Annotated in this window: 23 protein-coding genes; 3 read left to right on the forward strand and 20 right to left on the reverse strand. The window is 58.6% G+C overall.

From position 1 onward, the window contains the following. Window positions 1–15 precede the first annotated feature (15 nt). The 15 genes from ispG to trmJ all read right to left on the reverse strand — a co-directional run bounded on the left by ispG (window position 16) and on the right by trmJ (window position 12,024). The gene (gene ispG, locus PMI30_RS01960; RefSeq protein WP_007903603.1) at window positions 16–1,125 is read right to left on the reverse strand and encodes a flavodoxin-dependent (E)-4-hydroxy-3-methylbut-2-enyl-diphosphate synthase; all 1,110 of its coding nucleotides are present in this window, start codon (window positions 1,123–1,125) and stop codon (window positions 16–18) included. 3 nt (window positions 1,126–1,128) lie between these two features. Continuing rightward, window positions 1,129–2,154 carry a RodZ domain-containing protein gene (locus tag PMI30_RS01955; protein ID WP_008014716.1) on the reverse strand — a complete coding sequence of 342 codons (1,026 nt, stop codon included), beginning with the start codon at window positions 2,152–2,154 and terminating at the stop codon, window positions 1,129–1,131. Beyond that, window positions 2,154–2,912: a type IV pilus biogenesis/stability protein PilW gene (gene pilW, locus PMI30_RS01950; protein ID WP_007903601.1), complete on the reverse strand. Its 759-nt coding sequence runs from the start codon at window positions 2,910–2,912 to the stop codon at window positions 2,154–2,156. The genes PMI30_RS01955 and pilW overlap by 1 nt, the downstream gene beginning before the upstream one ends. Window positions 2,913–2,924: 12 nt before the next feature. After that, window positions 2,925–4,073, reverse strand: a complete 1,149-nt coding sequence (rlmN, locus tag PMI30_RS01945) for a 23S rRNA (adenine(2503)-C(2))-methyltransferase RlmN (RefSeq protein WP_007903600.1) — start codon at window positions 4,071–4,073, stop codon at window positions 2,925–2,927. A gap of 28 nt (window positions 4,074–4,101) precedes the next feature. After that, window positions 4,102–4,527 (reverse strand): nucleoside-diphosphate kinase, encoded by a 426-nt coding sequence (gene ndk / locus PMI30_RS01940; protein ID WP_007903599.1) that lies wholly within the window; start codon window positions 4,525–4,527, stop codon window positions 4,102–4,104. Window positions 4,528–4,619: 92 nt separating this feature from the next. Next, window positions 4,620–4,820, reverse strand: a complete 201-nt coding sequence (gene iscX, locus PMI30_RS01935; protein WP_007903597.1) for a Fe-S cluster assembly protein IscX — start codon at window positions 4,818–4,820, stop codon at window positions 4,620–4,622. Between the two features lie 14 nt (window positions 4,821–4,834). Continuing rightward, a complete protein-coding gene (gene fdx, locus PMI30_RS01930; RefSeq protein WP_008014719.1) occupies window positions 4,835–5,176 on the reverse strand; it encodes an ISC system 2Fe-2S type ferredoxin in 342 nt (113 codons plus the stop codon). Continuing rightward, window positions 5,176–7,041, reverse strand: a complete 1,866-nt coding sequence (gene hscA, locus PMI30_RS01925; protein ID WP_008014722.1) for a Fe-S protein assembly chaperone HscA — start codon at window positions 7,039–7,041, stop codon at window positions 5,176–5,178. Before hscA ends, fdx begins: the two co-directional genes overlap by 1 nt. A 51-nt stretch (window positions 7,042–7,092) precedes the next feature. Further along, the gene (gene hscB, locus PMI30_RS01920; RefSeq protein WP_007903590.1) at window positions 7,093–7,614 is read right to left on the reverse strand and encodes a co-chaperone HscB; all 522 of its coding nucleotides are present in this window, start codon (window positions 7,612–7,614) and stop codon (window positions 7,093–7,095) included. 8 nt (window positions 7,615–7,622) lie between these two features. After that, window positions 7,623–7,946 carry an iron-sulfur cluster assembly protein IscA gene (gene iscA / locus PMI30_RS01915; protein ID WP_007903589.1) on the reverse strand — a complete coding sequence of 108 codons (324 nt, stop codon included), beginning with the start codon at window positions 7,944–7,946 and terminating at the stop codon, window positions 7,623–7,625. A 34-nt stretch (window positions 7,947–7,980) separates the two neighbouring features. Further along, window positions 7,981–8,367 carry a Fe-S cluster assembly scaffold IscU gene (iscU, locus tag PMI30_RS01910; RefSeq protein WP_003443374.1) on the reverse strand — a complete coding sequence of 129 codons (387 nt, stop codon included), beginning with the start codon at window positions 8,365–8,367 and terminating at the stop codon, window positions 7,981–7,983. Between the two features lie 85 nt (window positions 8,368–8,452). Continuing rightward, on the reverse strand, window positions 8,453–9,667 hold the full coding sequence (locus PMI30_RS01905; protein WP_007903584.1) for an IscS subfamily cysteine desulfurase: 1,215 nt from the start codon (window positions 9,665–9,667) through the stop codon (window positions 8,453–8,455). Window positions 9,668–9,717: 50 nt separating this feature from the next. After that, window positions 9,718–10,209, reverse strand: a complete 492-nt coding sequence (gene iscR, locus PMI30_RS01900; RefSeq protein WP_003227911.1) for a Fe-S cluster assembly transcriptional regulator IscR — start codon at window positions 10,207–10,209, stop codon at window positions 9,718–9,720. A gap of 265 nt (window positions 10,210–10,474) precedes the next feature. Then, complete coding sequence (cysE, locus tag PMI30_RS01895; RefSeq protein ID WP_008014724.1) at window positions 10,475–11,251, reverse strand: serine O-acetyltransferase; 777 nt, start codon at window positions 11,249–11,251, stop codon at window positions 10,475–10,477. A 2-nt stretch (window positions 11,252–11,253) separates the two neighbouring features. Beyond that, window positions 11,254–12,024 (reverse strand): tRNA (cytosine(32)/uridine(32)-2'-O)-methyltransferase TrmJ, encoded by a 771-nt coding sequence (gene trmJ / locus PMI30_RS01890; RefSeq protein WP_007903572.1) that lies wholly within the window; start codon window positions 12,022–12,024, stop codon window positions 11,254–11,256. 146 nt (window positions 12,025–12,170) lie between these two features. On the opposite strand from trmJ, the gene suhB reads away from it, so the two are divergent. Next, window positions 12,171–12,989: a type III secretion system regulator SuhB gene (gene suhB / locus PMI30_RS01885; RefSeq protein ID WP_008014726.1), complete on the forward strand. Its 819-nt coding sequence runs from the start codon at window positions 12,171–12,173 to the stop codon at window positions 12,987–12,989. A 297-nt stretch (window positions 12,990–13,286) separates the two neighbouring features. Here suhB and rplS read toward each other — a convergent pair whose 3' ends face one another. The 5 genes from rplS to ffh all read right to left on the reverse strand — a co-directional run bounded on the left by rplS (window position 13,287) and on the right by ffh (window position 16,857). Next, complete coding sequence (rplS, locus tag PMI30_RS01880) at window positions 13,287–13,637, reverse strand: 50S ribosomal protein L19 (RefSeq protein WP_003175895.1); 351 nt, start codon at window positions 13,635–13,637, stop codon at window positions 13,287–13,289. A 45-nt stretch (window positions 13,638–13,682) separates the two neighbouring features. Then, a complete protein-coding gene (gene trmD / locus PMI30_RS01875; RefSeq protein ID WP_177318863.1) occupies window positions 13,683–14,456 on the reverse strand; it encodes a tRNA (guanosine(37)-N1)-methyltransferase TrmD in 774 nt (257 codons plus the stop codon). Beyond that, on the reverse strand, window positions 14,438–14,974 hold the full coding sequence (rimM, locus tag PMI30_RS01870; protein ID WP_008014731.1) for a ribosome maturation factor RimM: 537 nt from the start codon (window positions 14,972–14,974) through the stop codon (window positions 14,438–14,440). The genes trmD and rimM overlap by 19 nt, the downstream gene beginning before the upstream one ends. Window positions 14,975–14,979: 5 nt before the next feature. Next, on the reverse strand, window positions 14,980–15,231 hold the full coding sequence (gene rpsP, locus PMI30_RS01865) for a 30S ribosomal protein S16 (RefSeq protein WP_003198088.1): 252 nt from the start codon (window positions 15,229–15,231) through the stop codon (window positions 14,980–14,982). 249 nt (window positions 15,232–15,480) lie between these two features. Beyond that, the gene (ffh, locus tag PMI30_RS01860) at window positions 15,481–16,857 is read right to left on the reverse strand and encodes a signal recognition particle protein (protein WP_008014733.1); all 1,377 of its coding nucleotides are present in this window, start codon (window positions 16,855–16,857) and stop codon (window positions 15,481–15,483) included. Between the two features lie 210 nt (window positions 16,858–17,067). Between ffh and PMI30_RS01855 the strand changes: the two genes are divergently transcribed. After that, window positions 17,068–17,880 (forward strand): cytochrome C assembly family protein, encoded by an 813-nt coding sequence (locus PMI30_RS01855; RefSeq protein WP_008014735.1) that lies wholly within the window; start codon window positions 17,068–17,070, stop codon window positions 17,878–17,880. Window positions 17,881–17,892: 12 nt separating this feature from the next. Further along, on the forward strand, window positions 17,893–19,134 hold the full coding sequence (locus tag PMI30_RS01850; RefSeq protein WP_008014737.1) for a transporter associated domain-containing protein: 1,242 nt from the start codon (window positions 17,893–17,895) through the stop codon (window positions 19,132–19,134). Window positions 19,135–19,233 lie beyond the last annotated feature (99 nt).

Consider the following 19,233-nt stretch of genomic DNA (forward strand, 5'->3'; position numbering starts at 1 on the left):
GCTCTTTAGTCAGGCTCAGCCGCGAGCGATTACAGCTGCGTCGGCTTCGACCTTTTCGGCCGCTTTCTGGCGGATCAAGCGTTCAAGCTCATCCACCAGATTGTCATTCGTCAGTTTCTGCGACGGTTTACCGTCGATGTAAATCAGGTTTGGCGTGCCGCCGGTCAAGCCGATATGGGCTTCCTTGGCTTCGCCCGGCCCGTTGACCACGCAACCGATCACCGCGACATCCAGCGGCACCAGCAGGTCTTCGAGGCGCCCTTCCAGCTCGTTCATGGTTTTGACCACATCGAAGTTCTGCCGCGAGCAGCTCGGGCAAGCGATGAAGTTGATGCCACGGGAACGCAGGTGCAGGGATTTGAGAATGTCGTAGCCGACTTTCACTTCCTCGACCGGGTCGGCCGCCAACGAGATGCGAATAGTATCGCCAATCCCTTCGGCGAGCAGCATACCGAGGCCCACGGCGGATTTCACTGTGCCTGAACGCAAACCACCGGCTTCGGTGATGCCCAAGTGCAACGGCTGGACGATTTCCTTGGCCAGCAAGCGGTAGGCGGCGACGGCCATGAACACGTCGGAGGCTTTCACGCTGACCTTGAAGTCCTGGAAATTCAGGCGTTCGAGGTGTTCGACGTGACGCAAGGCGGACTCGACCAGCGCGGCTGGAGTCGGCTCGCCATATTTCTTTTGCAGGTCTTTTTCCAGGGAACCGGCGTTGACGCCGATGCGGATCGGAATCCCACGATCACGGGCGGCATCGACCACCGCACGCACGCGGTCTTCACGACCGATGTTGCCCGGGTTGATCCGCAGGCAATCCACACCCAGTTCGGCTACGCGCAAAGCGATCTTGTAGTCGAAGTGGATGTCGGCCACCAATGGCACTTTGACCAACTGCTTGATCTTGCCGAAGGCTTCGGCGGCGTCCATGTCCGGCACGGAAACCCGCACGATATCGACGCCAGCGGCTTCCAGACGATTGATCTGGGCCACGGTGGCGGCCACGTCATTGGTGTCGCTGTTGGTCATGCTCTGCACAGCGATAGGCGCATCGCCGCCCACGGGCACGTTGCCGACCCAGATCTTGCGGGATTCGCGACGTTTGATTGGAGATTCGCCGTGCATGACTTATTGACCCAACTTCAGGCGAGCAGTCTCGCCACTGGTGAACGGAGCGACATCGACCACCTGCCCGTTGTAGCTGACCTGCGCGCCACGGGCGAAGCCCAGACGCACGGAAAAAGGCGGTTTGCCGCTGACAGTAACATTTTCGCCTTTACGCTTGAGACCACTCAACAGCACCTTACCCGTGCCATCGGTGACTTGCGTCCAGCAATCAGCAGTGAATTGCAGTTGAACCTGGCCTTGGCCGGCCACCGGAGCCGCTGGAGCCGGGGCGGTGGGAGCAATCGGAGCAGTGACAACCGGTGCCGGTACAGCTGGAACAGCCGGTGCAGGTGTCGCCGGTGTCGCGACAACCGGAGCAGTGCTGTGGGCCGCAGCCGCAGGCGTTACTGCTGGAGCCGCTGGCACTGGAACCGGTGCGCTCGTTTCGGCACTGACTGGCTCCTCGGTCGAAGTCTCGGCCTGAGGCAGCGCAAGAGGTGTTTCCCCTTCAGCCTGACCTTGCGCAACGGCCTGGTCTTCCGGCTCGTCCAGTGGATGGATCTGGGTGGTGCCGTCGGCGCCTTCGACTTCAACGTGTTCCGGGGCCAGACCGATCAAGTCCTTGGTGCGCAATGAGGTTTGATCCTGCCACCAGACAAAACCACCGCCAATCACCGCGAGCAGCAACAGCAGGCTGACAATTCGCAAAATAGTGTGAGACACCCGAACCGGCTCTTCGATACGTCCCAGGCTGTGGACGTTGCTGCCCTGGGAGTCGGTGCCGGTGGATTGGTCGAACTGCTGGACCAGAACGGTTTGGTCCATGCCGAGCAATTTGGCATACGCGCGAATATAGCCACGAGCAAAGGTGTGCCCAGGCAGCTTGTCAAAAGCGCCGGCTTCCAGATTGCTCAGGGAATTGACGGTGAGGTTGAGCTTGAGGGCCACTTCGGCCAGCGACCAGCCATTGCTTTCGCGGGCCTGGCGCAAAGTCTCACCGGGGTTAACGCGATTCGCTGCTACAACTTCGGGATGCGCCGCTTTCATCATTGCTCCGACAGGTATTGCTGATATTCCGGCGTACCGGGATAGAGTCGTTTTAATTGCAGGCCAAAACTGGCGGCCTTGTCGCGATCTTCGAACACTTTTGCCAGCCGAACGCCGAGCAATAGACTACGTGCATTTTGCTCGGTGAGCAGGCTAAAACGGTCGTAATAGTCACGCGCGGGCACATAATGCCTGTCTTCGTAAGACAACTCAGCCATTTCCAGCAACGCACGTGGCTGTTGGCGATTCAAACGCAGGGCTTTTTCCAGTTGCTGGCGGGCCAGATCACGCTGGCCAAGCTTTGATGCGGTCATGCCCAGGTTTTCGAAAACCCGTGAACGCTCAGGATACAGGGTATCGGCGGCGGCCTGTTCGAAGCGTTCGTACGCCTCTTTGTAACGTTTCTCTTCGAAAAGAAAACTGCCGTAGTTATTCAGGATTCGCGCATCGGCGGGACGAGAAGACAGCGCCTTGCGAAAATGCTGATCGGCCAGTTCCGGCTCCATCTCGGCCTGGAACACCAGCCCCAGAGCCGCGTTGGCGTCAGGATCCGAGCTATCCAGGTCCAAGGCCTTCTTCAACGGGACCTTGGCGCGCTCGGTCATGCCCTGCTGCAGATACCCCAGGCCCAGCTGCACGTAGGCGGCCCGCGCCTCATCACGGCCCTTGCTGGTCTTCATCGGGTTGAAATCGCCCGACAGGACACAACCAGCACAGAGGCTGGCCAACAGCACAAGCAGCGCGAAGCGCAGGGACATAGAGATCCTCTCTTAATTATTGTTCGCAGCGTTTGTTGCGATATCGTTTTCGGCGCTCAACTCGCGCACGGCGATATAACGCTCGCTGCGACGGGTGCGATCCAGCACCTGCCCTACCAATTGGCCACACGCGGCATCGATGTCTTCACCGCGGGTGGTGCGTACGGTGACATTGAAGCCTGCATGGTGAAGCTGATCCTGAAACCGGCGAATCGCGTTGTTGCTTGGGCGCTCGTAACCGGAATGCGGGAACGGGTTAAACGGAATCAGGTTGATCTTGCACGGGATGTTCTTGAGCAGCTCGATCATCTCAACGGCGTGTTCAACCTTGTCGTTGATGTCCTTGAGCAAGGTGTACTCGATGGTCAGCACGCGCTTTTCGCCCAGGGACGACATGTAGCGCTGGCACGACTCGAGCAGCATCTTAAGCGGATATTTCTTGTTGATCGGCACCAATTGGTTACGCAATGCGTCATTTGGTGCATGCAGCGACAACGCCAGGGACACATCGATGTGCTTGGACAGCTCATCGATCATCGGCACCACGCCCGAAGTGGACAGGGTCACGCGGCGCTTGGAGATCCCGTAGCCCAGGTCATCCATCATCAGATGCATGGCGGCCACGACGTTGTCGAAGTTCAGCAGCGGCTCACCCATGCCCATCATCACCACGTTGGTGATGGCACGGTCGGCGGTCGCCGGGATGCTGCCGAACGATTTATTGGCAATCCACACCTGACCGATCACTTCGGCGGCGGTGAGGTTGCTGTTGAAACCTTGCTTGCCGGTGGAGCAGAAACTGCAATCCAGGGCACAGCCTGCCTGGGACGAAACGCACAGAGTGCCGCGCTTGCCCTGGGGAATGTACACGGTCTCGACGCAGCTGCCGGACGCCACGCGCACCACCCACTTACGGGTGCCATCGGTGGAGATGTCCTCGCTGACCACTTCGGGGCCGCGGACTTCAGCAATGGCCTTGAGCTTGTCGCGCAAGGCCTTGCTGACGTTCGTCATGGCGTCGAAATCATCAACGCCAAGGTGGTGAATCCATTTCATTACCTGACCGGCACGGAAACGCTTCTCCCCGATTGAGTCGAAGAATTTTTCCATTTCCTGTTGAGTCAGACCCAGCAGGTTGGTTTTTACAGTCGATGTAGTCATGGATTCACCTTCACTCTTAAGCCAATGCTTAGCGAGTGGTTACTTCAGTAGCTGCGAAGAAGTACGAGATTTCGCGAGCAGCAGCGGCTTCGGAGTCCGAACCGTGTACAGCGTTGGCGTCGATGGAATCAGCGAAGTCAGCGCGGATGGTGCCGGCAGCAGCTTCTTTAGGGTTGGTAGCGCCCATCAGCTCACGGTTCAGAGCGATAGCGTTTTCGCCTTCCAGAACCTGAACGACAACCGGACCGGAGATCATGAAAGCAACCAGGTCGTTGAAGAAACCACGAGCGCTGTGCTCAGCGTAGAAGCCTTCAGCTTCGGCTTTGGACAGTTGCTTCAGTTTCGAAGCTACAACGCGCAGGCCAGCTTTTTCGAAACGAGTGGTGATCTCGCCGATAACGTTTTTTGCAACAGCGTCAGGCTTGATGATGGAGAAAGTACGTTGAACAGCCATGGTGTAACTCCAGAAACGGTAATTTGCGAAAAATTAAACCCGCGAATTATACGCGGGTTCTTTGGTATTGCCTAACTGCGTACGGTGCAGACTCAGTCTGCTTCTTCGATCCAGGCGGCCTGAATGGCTTCAAGCACCTTCTCGCCACCGCGGGTCGGATCATCACTGAACTCCGGCAATGCCAGCACCCATTGGTGCAGATCGACGAAGTTCACATAACGCGGATCCACTTCCGGCCTGGATTCAGCCAGTTGGATCGCGATTTCAAGCACATCAACCCATTTCAGACTCATGTCGGTTCCTTGAATCAGTGCGGCGCTTCGGCTGCATGGTTGAGCGAGTATTTCGGAATCTCGACGGTCAGGTCTTCTGTACCGACGATCGCCTGACAGCCTAGACGCGATTGCGCCTCCAGACCCCAGGCCCGATCAAGAAAGTCTTCTTCCAGCTCATCGGCCTCTTCCAGCGAATCAAAACCTTCGCGGATGATGCAGTGGCAAGTGGTGCAAGCGCAGACGCCGCCACAGGCGCTTTCCATCTCGATATGGTGTTCATGGGCCAGTTCGAGAATGGATATACCGGGCTCAGCCTCTACGACCATGCCTTCCGGGCAGAACTTCTCGTGTGGCAGAAAAATGACCTGCGGCATCAGTTATCCTCGATTTCATTCAGGTTGCGCCCCGCCAGAGCGGCTTTCACCGTCGAGTCCAGGCGGCGGGCAGCAAAGGCATCGGTCACTTGCGACAGACGCTTGGTCTGCTGCTCGATAGCGTAACCATCGGTACCTTTCATCAATTCGGTCAGTTCCTGCATCTGCAATTCGATGACCATGCGCTCTTCGGCGTCGAGCAAGCGCTCGCCGTCAACCTCCAGAGCGCCCTGCACCGCCTCGATCAGGCGTTGGGCATCGACTTGCTGTTCACGCAACACCCGGGCGACCTTGTCGTCGCTGGCGTGCTGGAACGAATCCTTGAGCATTTTGGCGATTTCGCCGTCGGTCAGGCCGTAGGACGGCTTGACCTGGATGCTGGCTTCGACGCCCGAACCCAATTCGCGGGCCGAGACACTGAGCAGACCGTCGGCGTCGACCTGGAAGGTCACGCGAATCTTCGCCGCGCCAGCCACCATCGCCGGAATACCGCGCAGTTCGAAGCGCGCCAGGGAGCGGCAGTCGCTGATCAACTCACGCTCGCCCTGCAATACGTGGATCGCCATGGCCGACTGGCCATCTTTATAAGTGGTGAAGTCTTGGGCCCGGGCGACGGGGATGGTGGTATTGCGCGGAATCACCTTCTCCATCAGGCCGCCCATGGTTTCCAGCCCCAGGGACAACGGAATCACGTCGAGCAACAGCAGTTCGCCGCCGTCACGTTTGTTGCCGGCCAGGGTATCGGCCTGGATCGCAGCACCGATGGCGACGACTTGATCCGGATCGATTTCGGTCAGCGGTTCGCGACCGAAGGCGTGCGCAACAGCTTCACGGACGCGAGGCACGCGCGTCGAGCCGCCGACCATGACCACAGCGTGAACGTCTTCCAGCTCGATGCCGGAATCACGCACCGCGCGACGGCAGGCTTTCAGGCTGCGAGCGACCATCGGCTCGATCAACGCATTGAAGGCTTCACGGGTCAGCTCGGCCTTCCAGTCGCCATAAGCGACTTCAACGGACGAGCAATTGGTCAGGGCTTCTTTGGCTGTGCACGCGGTTTGCAGCAGATTACGTTGCGTGCCCGGATCGAGGTCGGCCGACAAACCGGCGCTCTCGATGATCCAGCCAGCAATGGCGTGGTCAAAGTCATCGCCACCCAGGGCGCTGTCGCCGCCGGTAGCCAGCACTTCGAACACACCGCCAGTCAGGCGCAGAATCGAAATATCGAACGTACCGCCGCCCAGGTCATAAATTGCGACCAGGCCTTCGGCGTGCTGATCCAGACCGTAGGCCACCGCGGCGGCGGTTGGCTCATTGAGCAGACGCAGCACGTTCAGACCGGCCAGCTTGGCCGCATCCTTGGTGGCTTGACGCTGAGCATCATCGAAATAAGCTGGAACGGTGATCACCGCGCCAACCAATTCGCCACCCAAGGTCGCTTCAGCGCGCTGACGCAGCACCTTGAGGATATCGGCGGAGACTTCGACCGGGCTTTTCGGGCCTTGAACCGTGTCGATGAACGGCATATGCGACTCGCCGTCGACAAAACGGTACGGCAGCTGATCGCCCAATTGCTTGACGTCGGACAGACCACGACCCATCAAGCGCTTGACCGACAGCACAGTATTCAAAGGATCGGACGCGGCGGCCAGCTTGGCCGACTCGCCGACTTCGACGCGATCGGCGTGATAGCGCACGGCAGACGGCAGGATGACCTGCCCTTGCGCATCGGCCAGAGGCTCGGAAAGACCACTGCGCAATGCAGCGACCAGCGAATTGGTAGTGCCCAAGTCGATCCCCACAGCCAGACGACGCTGGTGCGGTTGAGGACTTTGGCCGGGTTCGGCGATCTGCAGTAGGGCCATCGTTATCAGGACTTATCTGTATATCAGGCGTGCGACCGGAGCGGCACTGGGTTAATCGTCGAGGCGCTCTTCTAACTGGCGCACTTCGTAGGTGAGCTTGTCGAGGAACTGCATGCGCCGCATCAGGCGTTCGGCCTGTTCACGTTGCGCTGCATCATCCCAACAGGCTGCGAAGCTTTCGTTCAGTTCATCCTGCGCGCTCTTCAAGCGACGCTTGAACACTGCGACACCCGCCAGGTCGGCGCTGTCTTGCAGGTCTTCGAGCTCTTCACGCAACTCCATCTGCTGCAGAAGAAACTCCGGATCATGCACCGTGACCTCCAGCGGCAGCTCGCGACCGCCCATGGCGAGCAGGTATCGCGCGCGTTTGGGGGGACTTTTGAGCGTCTGGTAGGCCTCGTTGAGGCTCGCGGATTGCTCGAGCGCCAGCCGCTGCTCACGCTCGGAAGCGTCAGCAAAGCGGTCCGGATGAACACCGCGCGCCAACTCACGGTAGCGCGTGGCCAACTGATCGAGATCCAGACGGAAGCTCGGTTTCAGCTCAAATAAAGCGAAATGACAAGGAGTACCCACGCGCAGCCTCAGATGTTGAAGCTTTCGCCGCAGCCACATTCACCGCGCACGTTGGGATTGTTGAACTTGAAGCCTTCGTTCAACCCTTCCTTGACGAAATCGAGTTCGGTGCCGTCCAGGTAGGCCAGGCTTTTCGGGTCGATGATCACTTTCTCGCCGTGACTTTCGAACACCTGATCCTCTGCAACCACCTCGTCGACAAACTCCAGCACGTAGGCAAGGCCGGAACAGCCTGTGGTGCGAACACCCAGGCGAATCCCTTCACCTTTGCCGCGCCCGTTGAGGGAGCGTCGCACGTGTTGAGCAGCCGCTTCTGTCATGCTGATAGCCATCGGTGACTCCTTACTCGTCGCCAAATCTTGAAAGTCAGATCAAGCCTTTCTTCTGCTTGTAGTCGCGAACGGCCGCTTTGATAGCGTCTTCAGCAAGTACGGAGCAGTGAATTTTCACTGGCGGCAGCGCCAGTTCTTCGGCCAGCTGAGTGTTCTTGATGGTCTCTGCTTCATCCAGAGTCTTGCCTTTCATCCACTCGGTCGCCAGGGAGCTGGAGGCGATCGCCGAACCGCAACCGTAGGTCTTGAACTTGGCGTCTTCGATGATGCCTTGTTCGTTGACCTTGATCTGCAGGCGCATCACGTCGCCGCACGCCGGAGCGCCGACCATGCCGGTGCCGACATCAGGATCTTCCGCGTCCATCTTGCCGACGTTGCGCGGGTTCTCGTAGTGGTCGATGACCTTTTCGCTGTAAGCCATGATTCTTAATCCTCACTCATCAGGAGTCGCTCTTGAAGCCCTGCAAATCGTGGATTGGCAGGGCCTGGTTGCGGCGACTTGAATATCAGTGCGCCGCCCACTCGATTTTCGAAATGTCGACGCCATCTTTGTACATGTCCCACAGCGGCGAGAGAGTGCGCAGCTTGGTAACGGCCTCGCAGACTTTCTGCGCGGCGTAGTCGATTTCTTCTTCGGTGGTGAAACGGCCGAAGGTGAAACGAATCGAGCTGTGTGCCAGTTCGTCGTTGCGACCCAGGGCGCGCAGTACGTACGAAGGCTCAAGCGATGCCGAGGTGCAGGCCGAACCGGACGAAACCGCCAGATCCTTGAGCGCCATGATCAGCGACTCGCCTTCAACGTAGTTGAAGCTCAGGTTCAGGTTGTGCGGTACGCGGGCGGTCATGCTGCCATTGACGTACAGCTCTTCCAGGCCTTCGACCTGCTTGAAGAAGCGGTCGCTCAGGGCTTTGATGCGTACGTTCTCGGCAGCCATGTCTTCCTTGGCCACACGGAAAGCTTCGCCCATGCCGACGATCTGGTGGGTCGCCAGGGTGCCGGAACGCATGCCGCGCTCGTGACCGCCGCCGTGCATGGTCGCTTCGATGCGAACACGCGGCTTGCGGCTGACGTACAGCGCGCCGATGCCTTTAGGGCCATAGGTTTTGTGGGCAGAGAACGACATCATGTCGACTTTCAGCTTCGACAGGTCGATCTCGACCTTGCCGGTGGACTGAGCGGCGTCGACGTGGAACAGAATGCCCTTGGAGCGGCACAGTTCGCCGATGGCGGCGATGTCGTTGATGGTGCCGATTTCGTTGTTCACGTGCATGACCGAGACCAGGATGGTGTCGTCACGCAGGGCAGCCTCGACCATTTCCGGAGTGACCAGACCATCATCGCGAGGGTCGAGGTAGGTCACTTCGAAACCTTCACGCTCCAGTTGGCGCATGGTGTCGAGGACAGCCTTGTGCTCAATCTTGGTGGTGATCAGGTGCTTGCCTTTGGTGGAGTAGAAATGCGCCGCACCCTTGATTGCCAGGTTGTCGGACTCGGTGGCACCGGAGGTCCAGACGATTTCACGCGGGTCGGCGTTAACCAGGTCAGCGACCTGACGACGAGCGTTCTCGACGGACTCTTCAGCTTTCCAGCCAAACACGTGGGAACGGGACGCCGGGTTACCGAAGTTTCCGTCGACCAGCAGGCATTCACTCATCTTTTGCGCGACACGAGGATCAACCGGGGTCGTCGCAGAGTAATCAAGGTAAATCGGCAATTTCATGGACTATCTCCTAAATCAGGCTGGCTGGCGTGCCGCTAGCTCTTTGGCTGTCATTCGACGGCGGACGCTTCAATCTTGTCCAGGCGTGGCGCCTTGCTGTTGCAACGACGCTGGTCCTGACGCTGGGCTACTTCTTGCACCTCACGGCGAGTTACAAGGTCAGCCAAGCTGATACCGCTCAGAAATTCGTGAATCTGCAGGCTCAGATCGCACCACAAGTGGTGGGTCAGACAGGTGTCGCCGGAATGGCAATCGCCCTGGCCCTGGCATTTGGTTGCATCGACCGATTCGTTGACCGCATCGATCACCTGGGCGACCTGGATGCCCTGCATGTCGCGGGACAGCTGGTAACCACCGCCTGGACCACGAACACTGGACACCAGATTGCTGCGGCGCAATTTGGCAAAAAGCTGCTCGAGGTAGGACAGGGAGATGCCTTGGCGCTCGGAGATATCGGCCAGGGACACCGGCCCGTGCTGCGCGTGCAACGCCAGGTCAAGCATGGCGGTCACGGCGTATCGGCCTTTTGTAGTCAGTCGCATGGACAATTACCACGGAATTCGGAATGGGGCGAGTATGCAATTCCCGAGTATTTAAGTCAACTATAAGACCTAGTACTTTAGTCAGGTTTACCCGCAAAAGAGCGCGCGCATCATAGCAAAGGCTGGCCGTGTATCACCAGCAAATGCGCGTTATCGTTCTTCGCGAGCAAGCCCGCTCCCACACTTGATCTGTGTCGAACACAAATCCGTGCCCGCTGAAGATCCAATGTGGGAGCGGGCTTGCTCGCGAAGGGGTCGGCGCGGTTTAGCCGGCCTGGCTCTGATCCTTGTCCTTCACACAGGCAAAGTCTTCTTCGCGCAGCTCAGGCAGATCTTTCGCACAGTAATTGCTACCCAGATCCTTCAGCGCCCCGCACATCCCTTCAAGTCGACCATCTACAGCCTGCAGATGATCGAGCAACTGATTAATGGCTCGAGCCACCGGGTCCGGCATATCCTCACCGACACCGTAGGCATCAAAACCGATCTTCTCAGCCATGGCCTTGCGCTTGGCGTCCTGCTCTTCATCAGACTTGACGATGATCCGCCCCGGAATCCCCACCACTGTCGCCCCGGGCGGAACCGCTTTGGTGACCACGGCATTGGAGCCCACCTTGGCCCCGGCACCCACTGTAAACGGGCCGAGCACCTTGGCGCCCGCCCCGACCACTACGCCATCTTCCAGAGTCGGGTGACGCTTGCCCTTGTTCCAGCTGGTGCCGCCAAGGGTCACGCCTTGATACAGGGTGACGTCGTTACCGATCTCGGCGGTTTCACCAATAACGATGCCCATGCCGTGGTCAATAAAGAAGCGACGACCGACCTTGGCACCCGGATGAATCTCGATCCCGGTCAACCAGCGACCGAAGTTCGACACCAGACGCGCCAGCCATTTCCAGCCCATGCCCCACAACGCTGACGACAGGCGATGGATCCAGATGGCGTGCATGCCCGGGTAGCACGTCAGAACCTCAAAAGCATTACGCGCCGCCGGGTCACGATGGAAAACACTTTGGATATCTTCACGCAAACGCTCGAACATCATTAATCCTTCCGCTTTAGAAGCTCGCCACGGGCCGCTTTCTGGGTTTCCGTGAGGATGCCACGCAATATATTCATTTCCGCCCGGCTGACCGAGCTGCGTCCGTACAACCGGCGCAGACGCGCCATCAAGTGCCGTGGTTTTTCCGGGTCGAGGAATTCGATGGCCACCAGCGTTTGCTCCAGGTGTTCATAGAATCGCTCCAGCTCATCCATGGTCGCCAGCTCACCACTTTTGGTGGACGCCACTTCTTCCTTCTCGACCTTGCTCGGCTGACCTGCTGCCGCCAACCAGGACATACGCACTTCATAGCTCAACACCTGCACCGCCGCCCCAAGGTTCAGCGAACTGAACTCAGGGTCTGATGGGATGTGCACGTGATAATGACATCGCTGCAGCTCTTCATTGGTCAGGCCGGAATCTTCACGGCCGAACACCAACGCGATCTCGGCGCCCTGCCCCGCCTCCTCGACCACCTTCACACCGCATTCGCGGGGATCGAGCAACGGCCAGGGAATGCGACGATCACGAGCACTGGTGCCGAGCACCAGATTGCAGCCGACCAAGGCATCTTCCAAAGTGGCGACGACTTGAGCATTTTCAAGGATGTCACCGGCGCCGGACGCACGCGCATCGGCCTCGTGGTGCGGGAACAACCGCGGTTCGACCAGCACCAGCCGCGACAGGCCCATGTTCTTCATGGCACGCGCAGCCCCGCCGATATTGCCGGGGTGACTGGTATTGACCAGGACGACACGAATGTTTTGCAGCAAGGGAGGCGCTCTCGAACACTTTAATGGGGAGCAGAATCTTACAGCTCAACCTACCGTTAAGCTATGAAAGCGAACACTGACCTTCACCTGTAGAAAAGTTCTGATAGAATGCCCGGCTTTCTTTAACAACCTTAGGTGACACATCCATGCAGCCCATGCTGAATATCGCGCTGCGCGCCGCCCGCAGCGCCAGTGAATTGATTTTCCGCTCCATCGAGCGCCTGGATACCATCAAGGTCGACGAAAAAGACGCCAAGGATTATGTATCCGAGGTGGATCGCGCCGCCGAACAGAAAATCATCGATGCGCTGCGCAAGGCCTACCCGAATCACTCGATCATGGGTGAAGAAACCGGCATGCACGCCGGCACCGGGATCGAAGGCGAAGAGTACCTGTGGATCATCGATCCGCTGGACGGCACCACCAACTTCCTGCGCGGCATTCCTCACTTCGCTGTCAGCATTGCCTGCAAATACCGCGGTCGCCTGGAGCACGCTGTTGTTCTGGACCCGGTTCGCCAGGAAGAATTCACCGCCAGCCGTGGTCGCGGCGCTCAACTGAACGGTCGCCGTCTGCGCGTCAGCGGTCGCACCAGCCTGGACGGCGCCCTGCTGGGTACCGGCTTCCCGTTCCGCGATGACCAGATGGACAACCTCGACAACTACCTGGGCATGTTCCGCGCCCTGGTTGGCCAGACCGCCGGCATCCGCCGCGCTGGCTCGGCGAGCCTGGACCTGGCCTACGTGGCTGCCGGCCGTTTCGATGCGTTCTGGGAGTCGGGCCTGTCCGAGTGGGACATGGCTGCAGGCGCCCTGCTGATCCAGGAAGCCGGCGGCTTGGTGAGCGACTTCACCGGCGGTCACGACTTCCTTGAGAAAGGCCACATCGTCGCTGGCAACACCAAATGCTTCAAGGCAGTACTGACGGCGATCCAGCCGCACCTGCCAGCTTCGCTGAAGCGCTAAGCGCCCACGCTCAAAAAGCCGCAGCACTTCAAGCAAACGCCCTGACTTGTTCGGGGCGTTTTCTTTTGTGCGGAAAAAGTCTTCCCCCCTAACGCCACGATCCGTGCGGGAGCGGGCTTGCTCGCGAAGACGGCGCACCAGGCAACATCAATGTCGACTGACACACCCTCTTCGCGGGCAAGCCTCGCTCCTACAGGCTCCACCCCATAACGAAAAATGCCCCGTATCTTTCGATACGAGGCATTTTCTTGAAGAGCCAGCCTGTACAGGCCGACTCTTGCGCATCGGAAGCTGGACTTAAGCCAGTTTTTCCTTGATGCGAGCTGCTTTACCGGACAGGTCACGCAGGTAGTACAGCTTGGCTTTACGTACGTCACCGCGACGTTTAACGGCCATGCTGTCGATTTGCGGGCTGTAGGTCTGGAAAGTACGCTCTACGCCAACACCGTTGGAGATTTTACGAACGGTGAAAGCACTGTTTACGCCGCGGTTACGCTTGGCGATAACTACGCCTTCGAACGCTTGCAGACGCGAACGATCGCCTTCCTTCACTTTCACCTGAACGACAATGGTGTCGCCCGGGGCAAAGGTAGGGATCTCTTTGGTCATCTGCTCTGCTTCGAGTGCAAGGATGATTTTGTTAGTCATGCTGTGCTCCTAAGGTAAATCGTCGGATCTACCATCGATACGTTGTTAACTATCGTCCCGCTCGCGGATGTATTCCTCGAGCAGCTTCTTCTCTTCTCCAGAAAGCGAGCGGCTTTCCAGAAGATCGGCGCGTCGTTCAAAGGTCCTACCAAGGGACTGCTGTAAACGCCAACGCCGGATGTGCGCGTGATTGCCACTTAGCAATACGTCGGGAACACGCTGATCCGCATACACCTCCGGTCGGGTGTAGTGCGGGCAATCCAGCAAACCATCCGTAAAGGAATCTTCCTCGGCGGAGTCCGCATGCCCTAAAGCTCCAGGCAGCAGTCGTGTAACCGCATCGATCAGGACCATCGCCGGCAGCTCGCCGCCAGACAGTACATAGTCGCCAATCGACCACTCTTCATCGACATGAGTATCTATAAAACGCTCGTCAATGCCTTCATAGCGGCCGGCAATCAGGATCAATGCATCCAGATTCGCCAACTCGCGTACCGCCGACTGAGTCAGTTGACGGCCTTGGGGGGACAGGTAAATTACCTTCGCCGCCTCCCCGGCTGCTGCCTTGGCCTGAACCAGAGCATCTTCCAGGGGCTTGATCTTCATCACCATGCCCGGACCACCGCCAAATGGGCGATCATCCACAGTGTGATGTCGATCCGTCGTGTAGTCTCGCGGATTCCAACAGGTGAGCTGCAACAGCCCCTGTTTCACCGCCCGACTGGTGATGCCGTACTCGCTGATGGCGGAGAACATCTCGGGAAACAAACTGATCATTTCTACGCGCAGGTTAGCCACGTTTAGAAGTCCGCATCCCATTCCACCTTCATCTCGCCTGCGGCAAGGTCGACAGCCAACACGCATTGTTCCGTATAGGGCAACAGGCGTTCGCGATCATCCAGGCTGCCAGCGCAAGGCTTGACCACCATTACATCATTGGCGCCGGTTTCCAGAAGATGATCGATTTTCCCGAGCAATTGCCCGAGTTGATCAATAACCTTCAGACCTTCCAGCTGGTACCAGTAGTACTCGCCGTCGGTCAATTCAGGGAACAGGTTGCGCGGCACGCAGATCTCATAACCAGCCAGAAGACGTGCTTCTTCACGATCATCAAGACCCTTGAGCTTTGCGACCAGGAACTTGTCATTCCCACGTCCGCTGACCAGCTCGACCTGTTTCACATTGCCTTCGCGCTTGAGCGTCCAGGTTTTGTACTGCAACAGGTTTTCAGTCGGATCAGTAAAGGAATACACCTTCACTTCGCCGCGAACGCCATGAACAGAATAAATTTTGCCAATAACGATCAAATCATCGGCAACAGCTGGCGTCGCGTTCATATTGCTCAGGCCGCAGCCTTGGCAGATTCCTTCAACAACTGAGCAACACGCTCAGAAGGTTGTGCACCAACGCTCAGCCAGTAGGCTACGCGCTCTTGGTTCACGGACAGACGAACTTCTTGACCACGAGCAACAGGGTTGAAGAAACCAACCTGTTCCTTGTGCGAACCGTCACGCGGGTTGCGGCTGTCGGTTACGGTCAAGTGGTAAAACGGGCGCTTTTTGGAGCCGCCAAGGGCAAGACGGATTGTTAGCATGTGAACATCGTTCCTGTAGTCGGTGCTGCAAATCTAAAGGCACAGCGGGCATAGGTGCCCGAAAGGCCGCATATTCTAAGGAATATCCGGACTTTTGCAAATGTCTTTTTCCGGCGGCCTATCGGTCGCCATCCAGATTTGCTATAGAGCCGTCGTTGAAAACGGCCAGTCAGCTCCCGCCAAGTGCGGGTTTGCTGGAGATCCCACTTCCATGTGGGAGATGCAAGGGCAAGCCCTTGCGTGAATACTTTACATTTTCGGCATGCCGCCGCCGGGCAACATACCGCCCATGCCGCGCATCATTTTGGCCATTCCGCCTTTCGCGGAGAATTTCTTCATCATCTTCTGCATCTGCTTGTGCTGCTTGATCAAGCGACCGATGTCCTGCACCTGAGTGCCGGAACCCATGGCGATCCGGCGCTTGCGCGAACCGCTGATCAGCTCAGGGTCGCGGCGCTCGGCCGGGGTCATGGAGTTGATGATGGCTTCCATCTGCTTGAACTGTTTCTCTGCCGCGCCCTGGGCATTGCCCATTTGCGCCAGATTCACACCACCGATGTTCGGCAGTTTGTCCATGAGGCCGCCGAGGCCGCCCATGTTTTTCATCTGTTGCAGCTGATCGCGGAAGTCTTCGAGATCGAAGCCCTTACCCTTCTTCAGCTTCTTGGCCAGTTTATCGGCCTTGTCTTTGTCGAGGGTCTGTTCGGCCTGCTCGATCAGGCTGAGCACGTCGCCCATGCCAAGGATGCGCGACGCAATACGCTCAGGATGGAATGGTTCGAGCGCTTCGCTCTTCTCGCCCATACCGATGAACTTGATCGGCTTGCCAGTGATGGCACGTACCGACAGCGCGGCACCGCCACGGGCATCGCCGTCGACCTTGGTCAGGATCACACCGGTCAGCGGTAGCGCATCGCCGAAGGCCTTGGCCGTGTTGGCGGCGTCCTGGCCGGTCATGGCATCGACCACGAACAGGGTTTCAACCGGGTTGATCGCGGCGTGCAGCGCCTTGATCTCGCCCATCATCTCTTCGTCGATGTGCAGACGACCGGCGGTATCGACGATGACCACGTCGATGAATTTCAGTTTTGCTTCTTTAATAGCTGCTTGCGCGATGTCGACCGGCTTCTGGCTCAGGTCGGACGGGAAGAAGGTAACGCCAACTTCACCCGCGAGCATTTCAAGCTGCTTGATCGCCGCCGGACGGTAAACGTCCGCGGACACGACCATGACCGACTTTTTCTTGCGCTCTTTAAGGAAGCGCGCGAGTTTGCCGGCGGTGGTGGTTTTACCCGCACCCTGCAAACCGGCCATCAACACGACCGCAGGAGGAACGGCGCTCAGGTTCAAGTCTTCGTTGGCCGCGCCCATCAGGCTTTCGAGTTCGGCCTGGACGATTTTCACGAAGGCCTGGCCCGGCGTCAGGCTGCGCGACACCTCGGTGCCGACAGCGCGCTCCTTGACCGAGTTGACGAAGTCTTTGACCACCGGCAAGGCGACGTCGGCTTCGAGCAACGCCATGCGCACTTCGCGCAGGGTGTCTTTGATGTTGTCTTCGGTCAGCTTGGCCTTGCCGGTGACATGGCGCAGCGTCTGCGAGAGACGGTCGGTTAAGTTTTCAAACATTGCGCGATCCTTTCAGGCCCTGTGTAGACCGGGATAATGGCGGCCCAGACCGGAATAAACATGTGCTCGGCGAGCCTGCGGCGTGGGCAGGTCGCGGATTATAGCGAAGACTGCGTCTGGCGGACACCTCGCCGTCAGGTTGCATGGTCTTTCGTGTGATGTGGGTTCTATGCCAAACTCAGCGCCTTTCGGGCTTGCCTAACAGGATTTATGCTCCCCTTGTCACCCAGTTTGCTTACCACCCTCGCCGCCGCCTGCTTATATGCCGCTGCGACCCTCTATCAGGGCACTCGTCTGGCCACCGGCGCCAAGGCGAACAAGCGCCTGCTGGTCACGCTCGGTGTGCTGGCCGTGCTGGCCCACAGCGTCAGCCTGATCACCTATCTGCTGACACCGATCGGCCTGGCCCTGGACTTTTTCAGCGCCGCCAGCCTGATCGCCGCGGCGGTCATCGCCCTGACCCTGCTGGCCTGCTCGCGGATCCCGGTGGAAAACCTGCTGCTATTGCTGTTCCCGCTGGGCGCCGCCACCGTGCTGCTGGCACAGTTCGCCCCTGCCGGTACGGTGCAGGTCATTGACGAAGAGCCAGGCATTCTCGCCCACATCCTCTTGTCGATCCTCGCTTATGGCATGTTCACCATCGCGGTGTTCCAGGCTTTGCTACTGCTGGTTCAGGACCATCAGCTCAAACACAAGCATCCATCCGGGCTGATCAAGAACTTCCCGCCGCTGCAAACCATGGAAAGCCTGCTGTTTGGTTTCCTCTGGGCCGGCTGGAGCCTGCTGTCGCTGTCGCTGATCTCCGGCTGGCTGTTCGTCGAGAACCTGTTCGCCCAGCACCTGGTGCATAAAACCCTGCTGGCGTGCCTGGCCTGGATCGTGTTCAGCGTGCTGCTATGGGGGCGCAACCGCCTCGGCTGGCGCGGACACAAAGCCATCCGCTGGACCCTTGCCGGTTTTTGCCTGCTGATGCTGGCGTATTTCGGCAGCAAGCTGGTCCGCGAATACATTCTGCATATCTGACGGGCGGCATTAATGGACGACTTGCCCATAGGGCCGATGCTCGCGGTGCTGGCCCTGCTGATTTTATGGTCGGGGCTGTTTACCGCCATCGAAGTTGCACAACAGCAGTTGCTGGCTCAGCGCACGGCTTCGCGCTCGAGTGACAAACCCGTGGCGAAACTGAGTTTCCCGCTCAACAGCCTGATCCTCTGCAACACCCTGTGTCGCGCGCTGGTGGTGGTCATCAGCACCTTGCTGGCGATTTTCACCTGGGCGCAAAACGGTCCATGGATTGCCTGCCTCGGTGCCAGCGCAGTGCTGCTGGTGTTCGCCGACTACCTGCCGCGCACCCTTGCCGTGCGCTATCCGGATGCCGTCCTGGCCCTGGGCAACACTCTGCTCGGCATACCCTTGAAGATCGTCTACCCGGCTGCCTGGCTACTCAATGCCATCAGCCAACTGCTGATGCGACCATTCGCCCGCAAAATCAATGTGGTGCAGCAAAGCGAAGACGAAGTACCGGCAGATCGGCACGACGATCACGAACACGCGGCCAGTCGCCCGCATTCGCTGTCAGGTATCCACGCGCTGGATAACATCACGGTCAACGATATTCTGGTACCGCGCAGTGACGTCGACGGAATCAATCTGGACGACTCCCTCGAAGAAATCATCGAACAACTGCGCCATAACAGACGCACCCGCCTGCCGGTATTCCACAGCGACATCAATCAGGTCGAAGCGGTGCTCAACACCCGACAGGTCCGTCATTTGCTGGCGGATTCAAGCCTGACGCGCGAAGCGCTGCTGGCAGCCAGTCACGAACCGTACTTCGTACCGGAAAGCACCCCGCTGCAGCTGCAATTGCTGAACTTCCACAAGCAGCAGCGGCGTTTGGGCATGGTGGTCGACGAGTACGGCGAAGTGCTGGGCATCGTGACCCTGGAAGACATTCTCGAAGAAATCGTCGGTGAGTTCGAAAGCCAGCACAGCCTGGACAACCCGCACATCCATCCGCAGGCCGATGGGCGCTTGGTCATCGAGGGTGCGGCGTCGATTCGTGAATTGAACAAAAGCCTTGGCTGGCACTTGCCCAGTGATGGTCCGAAAACCCTCAACGGATTGGTGACCGAGGCGCTGGAAACGATTCCCGACAGTGCGGTTTGCCTGAAGATCGGGCGTTATCGGCTGGAGATTCTGGAGACGGAAGACAATCGCGTCACGCGGGTGTTGATCTGGCATACCAGCTCAGTGCCTGCCCTTTCCAAAATCTGACAGCCCCCCCCCTGTAGCCAGGGGCTTGCCTGTGGCGAGGGGGCTTGCCCCCGCTGGACTGCGAAGCAGGCCCCATCACAGACACCACGATTATATTGA

The organism is Pseudomonas sp. GM50 (assembly GCF_000282375.1).
In the GTDB taxonomy this organism is placed as follows: Bacteria; Pseudomonadota; Gammaproteobacteria; order Pseudomonadales; family Pseudomonadaceae; genus Aquipseudomonas.